Source organism: Pseudomonas sp. 2 (genome assembly GCF_056627435.1).
The window spans coordinates 129,247-143,163 of record NZ_JBWXNG010000007.1; the positions used below are offsets into that span (position 1 = coordinate 129,247).

A 13,917-nucleotide genomic window follows, 5' to 3' on the forward strand; every position below is an offset into this window, starting at 1 on the left:
AAAACGCTCATGCCAGGCGGCATGAGCGGTTTTTTACAGTGCGATGAAGGGTCAGATCACGCCGCAAGCCACCCGGTCACCGCCACCGCCTAGAGGCATCGGCATGTCGGAGTGGTTGTCGCCGCCTGCATGAATCATCAACGCGTGGCCTTTGATCTCGGAGATTTTCTTCAGGCGTGGCGCCAGCACCGGGTAATCGGCGACGCCCTTGGCGTTGACGTAGATGGCTGGCAGGTCGCCCAGATGACCGTCGGCGTAGGGGCCCAGGTGCTTGCCGGTTTTCGCCGGGTCGAAGTGCCCGCCGGCGGCCAGTGCCGCGCCTTTCTTGCCGTCCTTCACACCCACGTCACAGCTGCCGTTTTCATGCACATGGAAGCCATGGATGCCTGCGGGCAGACCGCTCAGCTTGGGGGTGAAGACCAGGCCATAGGCCGTTTCGCTGATGGTGACCTGGCCGATGGGTTGCGGTGCGCCTTCGACGCTGACCAGATTGATCGGCACATCCAGTGTTTCTGCCTGAACCGCCGTAGAAAGGGCGCCCATGGAAAGGGTGCCGAGAAGACCGAGCCACAGATAAGGTTTCATATGCGTTCCATCGATGAAGTGGGGGAGAAGCAGGTTAGCTCAAGCGCCTGGCGCGCTGACAGGCGAGCGGGGTTTAGAGTGTTTCCCCGGATGAAGGTTCGCGCCCGTGATGTTCAATTGCGTGGCGGAATCGAATAGGTGCCCACCACGTGCGCCACCGCCTCCGGCAGGCCTTCGGAATACAGCGAGACTTCGCCGACGGCCAGGGTCCTGCCCACTTTCATCAGTTGGCACTGGGCGATGATCCGCCGCCCGGCTTCGGGTTTGCGCAGAAAATTGATGGTCAGGCTGGTGGTCACGGTCAGTGGCACGATGCCGATCACCCCCAGCACCGCCACGTACAGCGCCACATCGGCCACCGCCATCAGCGTGGGGCCGGACACCGTGCCGCCGGGGCGCAAATCCGCATGCTCGACGACCTGGGAAATGGTCGCCCGCTGATCACCGACCGCCTCGACCACGATCCGCGTCTGCGGAAATTCCCGTGCGATAAATGCTGAGATTTCGTCTTTGCTCGCCATCTTGCGCTCCTGCGTGGGCTCGATGCACAAGCGTCGATGAGCAGGCCTGAGGTTGTCAATGCGATGGCAGCATCAGCGTCTTTATCGCCTGATGCATCCATTTTCGAATTCGCCGCAGCATTGGATTCGAGGTGATCATCTGCGAGCCCCGTGAGGAATTTCAGCAACCGCTGCAGCTCGACAACGTGCGCCTGGAGCCGGTCCTGCCGGCGTTCTACATCGGCGTCATGGGCTCGAAAAACACCAGCGCCAAACGCATGGAACGGCTGCAGCGCATTGCCGGGATGGACGCCGCCACGCTCGAACGCATTCATGCGCCCATCGGCCTGGCGCTGGGCAGCAAAACCTGTACATGCGGTTTACCTGACAAAACCGGGTTGCCTGATTTCACTGCCGCTGCGCGGCAGAACGCCGGCAAGCCGGACTGCTACGGGACGTATTGTTCAGCATCACGGAACCAGGCCCGTTGGTATTTGGGTGCTCATGACGATTTCAACTAATCTCTCCCTCCTTTAAGGACGGTTGATGAGGCAGGGCGCGCATGCACGGGCTGGTTATCGGTATCGATCTTTCCACCACCACCTGCAAGGCCATTGCCTGGGACGCCCACGGCCGCCTGATTGCCCAGGGCCGGGCGCCGCTGGGGTTGTCGCGGCCGCAGGCGAACGCCTATGAGCAGGACCCCGAAGACTGGTGGCGGGCTACCCGGCAGGCGTTGCAGGCGCTGTTGGCACAGATCGAAGGCCAGGCCATTGCAGCCGTCGCAGTGGTCAATCAGCGCGAGACCCTGGCCGTCACCGACGCAGACGATAGCCTGCTGCGCCCGGCCATTCTCTGGCTCGACGAGCGCCGCAAGGAGGAGGTGGCGGCCTTGTGCAAACGGGTCGGCCACGAGCGCCTGCACAGCATCACCGGCAAGCCCCATGACTGGGCGCCGGCGATCTACAGCCTGGCCTGGCTGGCCGACGCCGAGCCTGAACTGTTCCGCAAGATCCGCCATGTCTACGACCCCCACGCCTGGCTGGTGCGCAAACTGACCGGCGCGTTCGTCACCAGTTGGGCCAGTGCCGATCCGTTCGGCGCCTTCGACATTCATCAGCATCAGTGGGCGCCGGACGTGTTGCAGTCGTTGCCGATTCCCCTCGACCCCGCGTGTTTCCCCGCAGCGGTTGCTCCCGGCACGGCGCTGGGTGCTGTCAGCAAAAATGCCTCAGAGTTGACCGGGCTGCCCGTCGGGACGCCGGTGGTGGCGGGCGGCGGCGACAGCCAGGCGGGCGGGCTGGGTATCGGCGTGGTCAGCCCCGGCACGGCGTACCTGAATCTGGGCACGGCCATCGTTTCCGGCGTCTATGCCACAACGCCGCGGGTCAACGACGCCTTCCGCACGCTCTGCGCCATCGATCGCACAGGCTATGTGCTGGAAACCTCGCTGCGCTCGGGAACGCTGCTGATCAACAGCCTGCTGCGGCAGTTTTTCGAGATCGACGTGGTCGCTCAACCCGACAGCCTGATCCGCCTGGAGATAGAAGCCTCGCGGGTCGCCCCCGGCAGCGAAGGGCTGATTCTGTTGCCGTACTGGAATGGGGTGATGAACCCGTATTGGGATCAGGATGCGCGGGGCTGCCTGCTGGGGCTGTCGCCGGACCATGGCCGGGCGCAGATCTATCGCGCCGTGCTGGAAGGCATCGCGCTGGAACAGGCGCTGGCCACGCAGAAAATGGTCGAAGCAACCGGCGAGCCGGTGAACGCCTTCGTCGCCATTGGCGGCGGCGCGGCGAGCCGGTTGTGGTGCCAGATCATCGCCGACATCACCGACCGCCCGGTGATTCGTGCCGTCACCCAGGAAGCGTCAAGCCTGGGCGCCGGGATTGCCGCGGCAGTCGGCGCGGGCTGGTACGCGGATTTCGCCAGTGCCGCACAGGCCATGACCCAGGGCGGCGAGACCTTTACACCCAACCCCGCGCTGCGCGATTTCCATCGCGAATTGCTGGCGCTGTACAGCGAACTCTACCCTCGGCTTCGTGACCTGTACCCGCGCCTGGCCGCGCTCAACCGGCGCTGAAGCCGCCGTCCACGGTCAGGGTCACGCCGTTGATCATCGCTGCATCATCGCTGAGCAGAAAGGCGATGGTCGCGGCGATTTCGTCAGGCTGCACGAAACGCCCCAGCGGGATGCGCGAGAGCATCGAAGCGGCCTTGACCGGATCGCTCCAGGCCTTGTGGGCCATGGGCGTCAGGGTCACCACCGGGTTGACGCTGTTGACCCGGATGCCATGCGGCCCCAACTCCACGGCCATGACCCGGGTCAGCGCATCCAGCGCCGCCTTGGAGGCGCAATAGGCGGCGTGATCGCGGGTTCCCACCGCAGCGGCCAGGCTCGACACATTGACGATGGCGCCCGGCACGCCGCGAGCGATCAGGTCCCGGGCGACCACCTGCGCCACCACCATCGGCGCGCGGGTGTTGACCGCGATCATCTGATCGAAGGTCTGCACCGAGGTGTCGAGAAACGATTCGAGCTCCACCACACCGGCGCAGTTGACCAGCAGGTCGATGGGCAGCATCGACGCCACGGCGGCCTGGGTGGCGGCCACATCGGCCAGATCAACCACCAGCGTTTGCTCGCAGTAGGCGAGGTCCGCCGGGTTACGCCCCAGAGCGATCACCGTGGCGCCGTCATTGCGCAGCCATTCGACGGTCTGGCGGCCGATGCCCTTGCCCGCGCCGGTGACCAGAATGCGTTTGCCGATGAAGTCGTGGGAGGGCATGGCGGTCGCTCCAGAGGTTGAGTCAGCTGTCTTGTGGATGTGGCTGTTCGAGCAATTCCAGCGCCGCGCTTTCGTCGATCACCAGTTCGTGCACGACATTGCGCAACAGCACCGCGCGAATGATTTCGGCCTTGTACGGGCCGCCGGAGACCAGCACGACTTTCTTGATCTGGCGCAGGTCGTCCGGGTCCAGCGAAATGGCGCGGCGGTTGAGCGGGTGATTGACCTCGATGCCGTCGCGGTCCAGCCAACGCCCGAGCAGGTCGCCCACGGCACCGGCAGCGCGCAGCGAGCGGGCGTCTTCGGGGTTGACCAGGCCCAGCTCCAGCATCAGCGAGCGCTCGGAAAGATCGCCCACGGTCAGCAGCGCCACGTCGGCATCGCGAGCCTTGCCCAGCACCGCCTGCACCGAGGTTTCGGCGAGGATCATGTCGCGGTAGCGCTCAGATGGCGCGAACAGCGGGGCAGCCAGGTAGTAATAGGAGCCGCCCAACAGCCCGGCCAGGCTCGATGCGATCTCCACGGTGTTGTTCGCCGAGCCGTAATGCAGCCCGCCGAGCAGCGAGACCACGGTGCTGTTGGGCAGCGAGCGGCCCTGCAACTCGCGCACCGCCTGACGCAGGGTGCGACCCCAGCCCACGGCGATGATGCAGCCGTCGCTCAAGTACTCTTCGATGCTCGGCGCGACGCCGACACCGAGCACGCGAAAGATGCTCGACGGATCGTCCGGTGAGGGCACCACCGTCACCCGCTCCAGGCCGAAGCGCTCCTGCAGGCGCTCTTCGAGTTCCACGCAGGAGGCCAGTGGCGAGTTGATGCGGATCTGTACCACGCCGGTTTCGCGGCAGGTGGCCAGGGCCTTGTTGACCCGCACCCGGGTCAGGCCCAGGCGATCGGCAATCTGCTGCTGGGTCATGTTGTTGACGTAGTAGTACCAGGCGATACGGATGTTCAGTTGATCCTCCGCGTTCACCGTGTCGGCGTCGGCGGTAAATTCCGGATAGCGATTCTGCACGGCGATGTCCTTGGTATGGCCTGGAGGCGGGGCGCCTATTTCACGGCGCCCATGGTCAGACCTTGTACCAGATGCTTTGAAACCATCAACGCAAAAATGATCACCGGGAACACGATCAGCGTGCCGGTGGCCATGATCTCGCCCCAGGGCAGGTCGTAGCCGCTCATGAAACTGGTGGCAGTCACCGGGGCCGTGCGCGCGCTGTTGCGGGTCAGCACCAGGGCATAGAGCAGTTCGTTCCAGGAAAAGATGAACGAGAAGATCGCCGACACCGCCACCCCCGGCATCGCCAGCGGCAGGGCGATGCGCCAGAAGATGGTGAAGCGCGAGGCGCCGGACAGTCGCGCGGCTTCGTCCAGATCCTTGGGCACGCCACGAAACTGGTCGGTGCAGATCCATACCACGATCGGCAGGTTGAAGGTGAGGTAGATCAGGATCAGCACCAGATGGGTGTCGATCAGGCCCAGGTTGCGCGCCATCAGAAAGATCGGCAAGGCGACGACGATGGGACTGAGCATGCGGTTGGTGATGAACCAGAACCACAGGTCTTCCTTGCCCCTGAACTCGAAGCGCGCCAATGCGTAGGCCGCCGGTGTGCCCAGGCCCACCGCGAGCACGGTGGTGCACACGGCGACGATCAGCGAGTTGCCCAGGCTGTGCAGCACGTCGCGCTCGAACAGCACCTTGATGTAGTTGTCCAGGTGCGGGGTGAAGGCCCACACCGGCGGCGAGGCCAGCGCTTCGGCCTGGGTCTTCAGGCTGGTGGCGACCATCCAGTAGAACGGAAACACGGCGAACAGAAAGATCGCCAACAGACCGACCAGATGCCAGGCACTGACTTTCATGCGCGGCCGGGTCAGGCTGGGAGAAACGTTGGAGACAGCAGGGATTTTGCCGGCGGGAACGGTGGCCATGTCAGATCTCCCGGTAGACGAATTTGATGTACAGACGCGCCAGCACGATGGTCAGGATCAGAAGAAGAATCGCCTGCGCGGACGCCACGCCCTGATCGAACACACGAAAGCCGACGCGCTGGATGTACACGCTGACCAGCTCCGTGGCGGCACCGGGGCCACCGCGGGTCATGGTGAACACGGTGTCGAACATTTTCAGGATGTCGGCGGTGCGCAGGATCAGGATCACCGTGGCGCTGGGCAGCAGAAACGGCAGCTGCACGTAGCGCACGATCTGCCAGCGGCTGCGGGTTTCCAGGCGCGCGGCTTCTTCGATCTCATTGGGCACCATGGTCAGCCCCGCCAGCAGCACCAGGGCGCAGAAGGGCGTCCATTGCCAGATGTCCATCAGCGCCACGGCAATGAAGGCGTTGGTGGTGTCGCCCAACCATTCCACCGGGCCGGCGTTGAGCATCGCCAGCAGCGCGTTGGCGACCCCGAAATCGCGGTTGAAGATCAGCCGCCCGATCAGGCCCGCCACGGCGGGGGCGGTGGCCAGCGGAATCACCAGACTCATCCGCGCCAGTAGCTTGAAGCCGGACAGCCCGGGCTTGTGCAGCAGCAAGGCGATGATCAGGCCCAGCGCCAGCTGGATCGGCACCACGGTGACCAGAAATAGCCCGGTCCGCCCCAGCGCCGCCCAGAACGAGGCATCGCTCAGCACGCTCAGGTAATTGTCGAAGCCGATGAAGGGCGTCGGGTCCTTGGGCCGCGCCAGGTTGTACTGGCGGAACGAATTGACCAGCGCGAAGACCGTGGGAAAGATCCCGATCAGCGCCAGCGCGACGGTGGCCGGGGCGAGAAAGGATAGGGCGGCCCGGGTGTTGTTCCACAGGGTCGGGAACACCGGTTTTTTCTTGTTGGACATTGCAGATGTCTCTCAAATCGAGCACGAGTCTTGAATCGCTCATAGGACCCTGTGGGAGCCAGCTTGCTGGCGAAGGCGTCAGACTAGATACATCTATGTTGAATGACGCACCGCATTCGCCAGCAAGCTGGCTCCCACAGGATCACCACTATTTCAAGAGCTTGGCCTTGCCGTCGTAATAGCCCGCTTTCTTGAGGATGTCCTCCATCTTGCTGCCAATGCTCTTGGCCCCGGCGTCGACGCTGGTCTTGCCGAGCATGATGGCGGTGCCGTTTTCGCCGACCACTTCGGAGATTTCCGGCCATTGCGGGAAGCGTGGGCGGTAGTCAGGCACGCCGCCTTCCCACGAGGTCACCATCGGTTGCACGAACGGGTATTTCTTCTGCACCTCGGGGTCCTTGTACACCGACATCCGCCCGCTGACGCCACCGGCTTCCAGGTACGGCTTGGCCATGGCCTCGGAAGTGACCCACTGAATGAACAGCCACGCGGCGGCCTTCTGTTTGTCCCCGGAGTTGGCGTTGACCCCCAGCGAGAACCCGCCCAGCGCCGGTTTCAGCCCGGCCGGGCCCTTGGGTTCGGTGGCCACGCCCAGGCAGTCGGTGATCTTCGATTTCGCAGGGTCGGCCAAGGTGCTGTAGAACGCCGACCATTCGGTGATCATCGCCACCTTGCCCTGGGCCAGCGCGTTGACCGCCTCGTTGTGGTCGTAATCGACGATGCCCGGCGGCATGAACTTCATCAGGTCCTGACGGAATTGCAGGCCTTCCTGAGAGGCTTTGGAATTGAGGTTGGACTTGAAGTTGGCGTCCAGCAACGAGCCACCGAACGGCCAGAGGAAACGCATGAAGCTGTCTGCCGACTGGGTCTCGCCCCGGCGCGACTGCAGCGCGTAGGCGTAGCGGTCCTTGGTCTTGTCGGTGAGCTTGGGTCCGTAGGTTTTGAGCACCTCGTCCCAGGTCGCTGGCGGCCTGTCGAAACCGGCGTCCTTGAGCATGCACTTGTTGTAGAACAGCAGGCCCGAATAGTTATCGAACGGCAGGCCGTAGGTCTGTTTGTCCCAGCCGCCGAAGGATTCCAGCAAAATCGGGAAGAAACCGTCGAGCTTGAGGTCAGGGTCGGCCAGCTTGGCATCGTTGGTAAAGGTGGTGATCGGCTCCAGCCAGCCGTTACCGGCGAACTCGCCAATCCACACCACGTCGGTCAGCACCACGTCCAGCGGCTCGGTGCTGCTGAAGCGCAGCACTTCCTGCTCGCGGGTGTTTTCGTACGGGATGATCTCGTAGCTGACCTTGATCCCGGTCTTCTTCTCGAACTCGGGCAGCAGTTTGATGGCGGCGGCATAACCCGGGCGATCGAGGAAAATCGCCTTGATCTCGGTGCCCTTGTAAGGCGCGGCGGCCTCTTCGAGGGTCCAGGCCTGAGCGGCGCCTGAACCCAGGGCGATTGACAGGGCCAAGGCATTCCATAGCAGCTTGTTCATTACGTGACCTCTTTGTTCTTGTTGGTGAGGATGACGTTGGGGGAGTGTTACAGCGTTTTCATTCCGGGTTGGGCAGGATCACCGTTTTCAGGGCGCCATCGAGAAACTCAGAGGGGTAGCTGAACGCCTGTTTAGCCTGAGCCAGATCGAAGCGGTGAGTGACCAGGCCATCCACGTCCACCAGGCCTTGCGCCACCAGCGCGATCGCCCGTTCGTAAACGTGGCCCATGCGCCGCGACAGGCGGATATCCAGGCCCTTGCGCCGCAGCAGCGACGCGCTCAACGGGGTGTATTGATCGCCGTCGGGAATACCCACCAGCACCACCCGCCCGCCAATGCGCGCCGACTGCGCGGCGATCTGAAAACCTTCCGGGGAGTTGGTCGCTTCCAGCACCAGATCGACGCCTCGGCCGTGGGTCCACTCGGCAATCGCCGCGTGATCGGCCGCCACTTGATCGGCGCCCAGTTGCCGGGCTTTTTCGGTCCGGTAATTGATCGGGTCGATGGCGTAGACGGCCTTCTTGCACAGCATTTTCGCCAGTTGCAGCAGGCAAAGGCCGATGGGGCCACAGCCGATGATGGCGACGGTTTCGAAGAGTTTTTTCGTGCCGGCCAGGTCCATCGCATGGATGGCTACGCCTAGCGGTTCGAGCATCACCGCCTGCACCGGGGTGAAGTGATCGGGAACGGGGTAGATCTGGCTGGGCGCGACTACGATGTATTCAGTCATGGCGCCGTGGGTGTGCGGCGGCGAGCCGAGAAACTGCACGTGAGGGCAGAGGTTGACGTGGCCGCGATGGCACCACTCGCACTGCCCGCAGGGCTTGGCCGGATCCACCGCCACCAGTTGCCCGGCCTTGAGATTGAGCTGTGGCTGATCCTCGACCACGCGGGCGGCGAATTCATGCCCGGCGATGAACGGCTGAGTGATCCGGGCGTGGCCGATGGCGCCTTCCTTGTAGTAATGCAGGTCGCTGCCGCACACGCCCACGGCACTGACCCGCAGCAACACTTCATCGCCCACGGGCACTGGCACTGGCCGCTCGCCAATGCGGATGTCGCGGATGCCATGGATATACGCAGCCCGCATTCGGTGTGCTCCTTGACATTTGTATTTTTGGAATTACAAATGATCGTAGAGGGAAATGGTTGGCTGTCAAGTTCGCGACCAAACACATTCCTGTGGGAGTGAGCTTGCTCGCGAAAGCGTAGTGTCAGGCGCCTTCAACGTCGCAGATGTACCGCATTCGCGAGCAAGCTCACTCCCACAGGGGCATGCGAAACCCGAACAACAATAATTTCAGGGGACACGATTTTGACTGAGCTCAGTTTGACCGGCGTCGAAAAGGCCTATGGCGACATCAAGGTCCTGCATGACATCCACCTGAATATCGAAAGCCGCGAATTCGTGGTGTTCGTCGGGCCGTCGGGGTGTGGCAAGTCGACCTTGCTGCGCTGCATTGCGGGCCTGGAAAGCATCACCCAAGGCCAGATCCGCATCGGCGCGCGCGACGTGACCTACCTGGAACCCGCCGACCGCGGCGTGGCAATGGTCTTTCAGTCTTACGCGCTGTACCCGCACATGACGGTCTACGACAACATCGCCTTTGGCCTGAAAATGCAGAAAACCCCGAAGGAGCAGATCGAAGCCAAGGTGCGCAATGCCGCGCGCATCCTGCAGCTCGAACCGCTCTTGGAACGCAAGCCCAAGGCGCTCTCGGGCGGGCAGCGCCAGCGGGTGGCGATCGGCCGGGCCATCGTTCACGAGCCGGAAGTCTTTCTGTTCGACGAGCCGCTGTCCAACCTCGACGCCTCGCTGCGGGTGCAGATGCGCATCGAGATCGCCAAACTGCACGCCGACCTGCAGGCCACCATGATCTACGTGACCCACGATCAGGTCGAAGCCATGACCCTGGCCGACAAGATCGTGGTGCTGAACAAGGGCTGCATCGAACAGGTGGGCTCGCCGCTGGAACTGTACCATCACCCGCGCAACCGCTTCGTGGCCGGCTTCATCGGCTCGCCGCAGATGAGTTTCCTGCCGGTGCAGGCCGTGGCCGCCAGTGCCGAAGGCGTGCAGGTCAGCCTGCCGGGCGGCGCGCGTCTGCTGGTGCCGGTGACCGCAGAAAACATCCGGCCCGGCCAGGCGCTGACCCTGGGCCTGCGCCCGGAGCATCTGTCCGAGCGCGGGGCAGGGGACGCGCAGATTCCGGTCACTGCATTGGTGGTCGAGCACTTGGGCGGCGAGACCTTCACCCACGCCCAGACTGCCGATGGCAGCGACCTGATGGTCAAGGGCGACGGGCTGTCATCGGTCAAGGCCGGGCAGGTGCTGGCGGTGGGGGTATCGGGGGCGCGTTGCCATTTGTTTGATGAGCAGGGTCAGGCGCTGCCTCACCTTCGGCATTTCACTGAAATACATGTCGGCGATGTGAGCAACGCTTCAGGCCCAGCGGCGATTGCGCGCTGATTTCGCTGCGCAAAGGGCGTTTTAGAGCCTTGGAATCGACATTTTCATTTTAGCGGTACACGTTCTCGCCGATACAACTCCTGGCTCGATGCGTTATCGGGCCCGATGTTTCAATCAAGGAGCTGTAGATGCGTATCTTGTGTGCTTTGACTTTGCTGGGCAGCGTGCTGCTGACCGGCTGTTCCTCCATGATGCAACCGGTCGACAACCAGACCGTCCAGCCCAGCGCGCAGGACGGCGCACAGGTGGTGTTCATGCGCAGCGCATTCACTGCCAAGGCCATCGATGCATCGCTGTATGACGTGACCGGCGGCAAGACCGAGTTCATCGGCATTCTGGCCAACGGCACCAAAGTCGCGTATCCGACCGCGCCTGGCCATCGCACCTTCATGGTGGTCTCCGAGGCCGCCGACTTCCTGGAAGCGGACCTGGCCCCTGGCAAGACTTACTACTCGATGGTCACCCCGCGCATGGGCATGTGGAAGGCACGTTTCTCGATGTGGCCTGTCTCTCGTGACGCCAAAGCCGAGTACAGCCTGCAATCGAGCGATTTCAAGGACTGGATCGCCGACACCAAGCTGGTGACCAACTCGCCGAAATCGATCAACTGGTTCGAGAGCAACAAGAACTCGGTCGAAGCCAAACGCGCCGAGTACTGGCCGGTGTGGCAGAAGAAAAGCGCGGCGGATCTGCAACTGCGCACCCTGCATGCGGCGGATGGGCAGTAACGGCTTAGGCCGCCACGGGATTCGCTCTTGATTCTGCCCGGAGGGCGTAGGAGCTGCCGGGGTGGCGCTCCACCTTGCCAGCGATCTGGCGCGCAGCGGCAGTAAACCCAGCTGATTCGGTCTGTCTGACACGATGAATGAGCCTGATTTTACTGCCGCTTCGCGACAGATCGCTGGCAAGGTGGAGCGCCACCCCGGCAGCTCCTACGGCCTCCGGCCAGAAGCAGATCGAGGTAAGCCATCACCTACGACCTCCGGCCAGAAGCGGGCGGTGAGCACGACGCATAACCCGTAGCAGCACGGCTTGCCGGCGGGGCGGGCTCAAGGGCGCTTCAATCGCGCTCCGACTCGCGATCATCCAGCCGGTCGATATGCCTGAACCGTTCCACCAGAAAATCGATCAGGCTGCGCACCCGGGCTGACAGGTGCAGCTGCTGCGGATACACCGCATACACGTCGGCGCGGGTCGGGGTCTGGTCTTCCAGCACCAGGCGCAGCCGGCCGCTGCGCACGTAGCGGGCGATGTCCCATTCGGCGCGCAACAGAATGCCGAACCCCTCCAGCGCCCAGTTCAGCGCCACCTCACCATCGTTGCATCCCAGCGCGCCGCGGACCTTGACGTTCTGGGTCTTGCCGCCATTGGTGAAGCTCCACACGCCATAGGGCGTTTCGTTCTGGCGCAGGAAAATGCAGTTGTGATCCTGGAGATCCGCCAGTTTCGTCGGTGTCCCATGCTTCTCCAGATACAACGGCGAGGCGCAGAGCAAGCGGCGGTTGGAGGCGATCTTGCGCGCGTGAAACCCGGCGTCCGGCAGGCTGCCGAAGCGAATGCCCAGGTCGAAGCCATGGGCGGTCAGGTCCAGTGGGTGGTCGCTGATTTCCAGCTGGATCTCCACTTCCGGATAGCGGGCAAAAAACGCCGCCAGCGCCGGGCCGATATAGCGTCGTCCGAAGCCCAGTGATGCATTGACCCGGATCAGCCCCTTGGGCGCCGCCCGGCTGCTGCTGACCAACTGCTCCACTTCATCGATCTGCGTGAGAATCCGTGCCGCGTGGGAGAAATACAGCTCACCTTCGGCGGTCAGGCTCATCGACCGCGTGGTGCGGTTGACCAGGCGGATGCCCAGCCGCGCCTCCAGTGCACTCAGCCGCTTGCTGATCGCAGGCGGCGTCAGGCCCATTTCCCGAGCGGTGGCGGCAAGGCTGCCTTGCTTGGCCAGGAGATAGAAAAACTGCAAATCCAGGGTCTGGTTCATTGGTAACTCAAAGTTATTTATGTAGTGATTTCGAGTCACTCACTGCGTTGGATTCACTACATATACTCCGCTCACACCCCGCTTGAACAGCCCGGTTCAGGCGACACAACAAAAACGTGAAAAGAGTGGAGTCGATCATGAGTGCATACAAAATTGCTGCGGTACCCGGCGACGGCATCGGCGTTGAAGTCATCGCCGCCGGTGTGGAAGTGCTGCAGGCGCTGTCGAAGAAATCCGGCTTCAGCCTGGACTTCAAACACTTCGACTGGAACTCGGACAACTACCTGAAGAACGGCCACTACATTCCCGAAGGCGGCTTGGCCGAGCTTAAAACCTTCGATGCGATTTTCTTCGGTGCAGTGGGTGCGCTGAACGTCCCGGATCACATCTCGCTATGGGGCCTGCGTCTGCCGATCTGCCAGGGCTTCGATCAATACGCCAACGTGCGTCCGGCCCGCGTGCTGCCTGGGGTGAAAAGCCCGCTGCACAACGGTGAGCTGATCGACTGGGTGGTGGTGCGCGAGAACTCCGAAGGCGAATACTCCGGCAATGGCGGGCGCGTTCACCGGGGCTTGCCGGAAGAAGTCGCCACCGAGGTGTCGGTGTTCACCCGAGCCGGGGTCGAGCGTATCCATCGCTTCGCCTTCGAGCTGGCCCGCAGCCGGCCGCGCAAACATCTGACCATGGTCACCAAGTCCAACGCCCAGCGCCACGGCATGGTGCTGTGGGACGAGATCTTCTACGAGGTGGCCAAGGATTTCCCTGATGTCAAAGTCGACAAGGAGCTGGTGGACGCCGTGACCACGCGCATGGTGCTCAAGCCCGGCACCCTGGACGTGATCGTTGCCACCAACCTGCACGCCGACATTCTTTCTGACCTGGCCGCCGCGCTGTCCGGCAGCCTGGGCATTGCGCCGACCGCCAACCTCAACCCGTCGCGCAACTTCCCGTCGATGTTCGAACCGATCCACGGCTCGGCCTTCGACATCACTGGCAAAGGCGTCGCCAACCCGATCGCCACCTTCTGGACCGCCGCCATGATGCTCGAACACCTGGGCGAGGGCGCCGCCGCCCGGCAACTGATGTCGGCCATCGAAGCGGTCACCGAGAGCGGCCTGCACACCCCGGATCTGGGCGGTACGGCCACCACGCGCCAGGTTACCGATGCGGTGCTGGCGCTGATCGAGCGCTGATTCGGATCAACGAGGCTTTACATACTGTGGGAGCGAATTGATTCGCGAGACGTGGGTGCAACTGACGCAAATGTGTT

13 protein-coding genes and 1 pseudogene are annotated in these 13,917 nt (G+C 63.1%); 5 read left to right on the forward strand and 9 right to left on the reverse strand.

Annotated elements, in window-relative coordinates; all coding sequences use genetic code 11:
• Positions 1-51: 51 nt before the first annotated feature.
• Together sodC and AC1MEK_RS13750 are read right to left on the reverse strand one after the other, a co-directional pair.
• Positions 52-585 (reverse strand): superoxide dismutase [Cu-Zn] SodC, encoded by a 534-nt coding sequence (sodC, locus tag AC1MEK_RS13745; protein WP_480396829.1) that lies wholly within the window; start codon positions 583-585, stop codon positions 52-54.
• 113 nt (positions 586-698) lie between these two features.
• On the reverse strand, positions 699-1,106 hold the full coding sequence (locus AC1MEK_RS13750; protein WP_480396830.1) for a PaaI family thioesterase: 408 nt from the start codon (positions 1,104-1,106) through the stop codon (positions 699-701).
• A gap of 113 nt (positions 1,107-1,219) precedes the next feature.
• On the opposite strand from AC1MEK_RS13750, the pseudogene AC1MEK_RS13755 reads away from it, so the two are divergent.
• Both AC1MEK_RS13755 and AC1MEK_RS13760 read left to right on the forward strand, forming a co-directional pair.
• Positions 1,220-1,453, forward strand: a pseudogene (locus AC1MEK_RS13755) (XdhC family protein); the annotation flags it as partial.
• A 194-nt stretch (positions 1,454-1,647) separates the two neighbouring features.
• Positions 1,648-3,168, forward strand: a complete 1,521-nt coding sequence (locus AC1MEK_RS13760) for a xylulokinase (RefSeq protein WP_480396831.1) — start codon at positions 1,648-1,650, stop codon at positions 3,166-3,168.
• On the opposite strand, the gene AC1MEK_RS13765 is transcribed toward AC1MEK_RS13760, so the two are convergent.
• The 6 genes from AC1MEK_RS13765 to AC1MEK_RS13790 all read right to left on the reverse strand — a co-directional run bounded on the left by AC1MEK_RS13765 (position 3,155) and on the right by AC1MEK_RS13790 (position 9,283).
• A complete protein-coding gene (locus AC1MEK_RS13765) occupies positions 3,155-3,874 on the reverse strand; it encodes an SDR family oxidoreductase (RefSeq protein WP_480396832.1) in 720 nt (239 codons plus the stop codon). The two genes, AC1MEK_RS13760 and AC1MEK_RS13765, sit on opposite strands and share 14 nt — an antisense overlap.
• A 22-nt stretch (positions 3,875-3,896) precedes the next feature.
• Positions 3,897-4,889 carry a sugar-binding transcriptional regulator gene (locus AC1MEK_RS13770; RefSeq protein ID WP_480396833.1) on the reverse strand — a complete coding sequence of 331 codons (993 nt, stop codon included), beginning with the start codon at positions 4,887-4,889 and terminating at the stop codon, positions 3,897-3,899.
• A 35-nt stretch (positions 4,890-4,924) separates the two neighbouring features.
• Positions 4,925-5,803: a carbohydrate ABC transporter permease gene (locus AC1MEK_RS13775; protein WP_480396834.1), complete on the reverse strand. Its 879-nt coding sequence runs from the start codon at positions 5,801-5,803 to the stop codon at positions 4,925-4,927.
• A 1-nt stretch (position 5,804) separates the two neighbouring features.
• Positions 5,805-6,710 (reverse strand): carbohydrate ABC transporter permease, encoded by a 906-nt coding sequence (locus tag AC1MEK_RS13780; RefSeq protein WP_480396835.1) that lies wholly within the window; start codon positions 6,708-6,710, stop codon positions 5,805-5,807.
• A 148-nt stretch (positions 6,711-6,858) separates the two neighbouring features.
• Positions 6,859-8,193, reverse strand: coding sequence for an ABC transporter substrate-binding protein (locus AC1MEK_RS13785; protein WP_480396836.1), 1,335 nt, complete (start codon positions 8,191-8,193; stop codon positions 6,859-6,861).
• Positions 8,194-8,251: 58 nt separating this feature from the next.
• Entirely contained in the window at positions 8,252-9,283 is a 1,032-nt protein-coding gene (locus AC1MEK_RS13790) for a zinc-dependent alcohol dehydrogenase (protein WP_480396837.1), read from the reverse strand.
• Positions 9,284-9,508: 225 nt separating this feature from the next.
• On the opposite strand from AC1MEK_RS13790, the gene AC1MEK_RS13795 reads away from it, so the two are divergent.
• Entirely contained in the window at positions 9,509-10,663 is a 1,155-nt protein-coding gene (locus AC1MEK_RS13795; RefSeq protein WP_480396838.1) for an ABC transporter ATP-binding protein, read from the forward strand.
• A 128-nt stretch (positions 10,664-10,791) separates the two neighbouring features.
• Entirely contained in the window at positions 10,792-11,391 is a 600-nt protein-coding gene (locus AC1MEK_RS13800) for a hypothetical protein (protein ID WP_480396839.1), read from the forward strand.
• A gap of 332 nt (positions 11,392-11,723) precedes the next feature.
• On the opposite strand, the gene AC1MEK_RS13805 is transcribed toward AC1MEK_RS13800, so the two are convergent.
• A complete protein-coding gene (locus tag AC1MEK_RS13805; protein WP_480396840.1) occupies positions 11,724-12,647 on the reverse strand; it encodes a LysR family transcriptional regulator in 924 nt (307 codons plus the stop codon).
• A gap of 137 nt (positions 12,648-12,784) precedes the next feature.
• Here AC1MEK_RS13805 and AC1MEK_RS13810 point away from each other — a divergent pair, with 137 nt between their 5' ends.
• Complete coding sequence (locus AC1MEK_RS13810; protein ID WP_480396841.1) at positions 12,785-13,840, forward strand: tartrate dehydrogenase; 1,056 nt, start codon at positions 12,785-12,787, stop codon at positions 13,838-13,840.
• The last annotated feature ends 77 nt before the right edge of the window (positions 13,841-13,917 follow it).

Bases quoted from the DNA above. Each gene is read 5' to 3' on its own strand.
- AC1MEK_RS13810 (WP_480396841.1), top strand. From the start codon at position 12,785: ATGAGTGCATACAAAATTGCTGCGGTACCCGGCGACGGCATCGGCGTT.
- AC1MEK_RS13785 (WP_480396836.1), bottom strand. From the start codon at position 8,193: ATGAACAAGCTGCTATGGAATGCCTTGGCCCTGTCAATCGCCCTGGGT.
- AC1MEK_RS13750 (WP_480396830.1), bottom strand. From the start codon at position 1,106: ATGGCGAGCAAAGACGAAATCTCAGCATTTATCGCACGGGAATTTCCG.
- AC1MEK_RS13790 (WP_480396837.1), bottom strand. From the start codon at position 9,283: ATGCGGGCTGCGTATATCCATGGCATCCGCGACATCCGCATTGGCGAG.
- AC1MEK_RS13775 (WP_480396834.1), bottom strand. From the start codon at position 5,803: ATGGCCACCGTTCCCGCCGGCAAAATCCCTGCTGTCTCCAACGTTTCT.
- AC1MEK_RS13780 (WP_480396835.1), bottom strand. From the start codon at position 6,710: ATGTCCAACAAGAAAAAACCGGTGTTCCCGACCCTGTGGAACAACACC.
- AC1MEK_RS13800 (WP_480396839.1), top strand. From the start codon at position 10,792: ATGCGTATCTTGTGTGCTTTGACTTTGCTGGGCAGCGTGCTGCTGACC.
- AC1MEK_RS13760 (WP_480396831.1), top strand. From the start codon at position 1,648: ATGCACGGGCTGGTTATCGGTATCGATCTTTCCACCACCACCTGCAAG.
- AC1MEK_RS13805 (WP_480396840.1), bottom strand. From the start codon at position 12,647: ATGAACCAGACCCTGGATTTGCAGTTTTTCTATCTCCTGGCCAAGCAA.
- sodC (WP_480396829.1), bottom strand. From the start codon at position 585: ATGAAACCTTATCTGTGGCTCGGTCTTCTCGGCACCCTTTCCATGGGC.
- AC1MEK_RS13765 (WP_480396832.1), bottom strand. From the start codon at position 3,874: ATGCCCTCCCACGACTTCATCGGCAAACGCATTCTGGTCACCGGCGCG.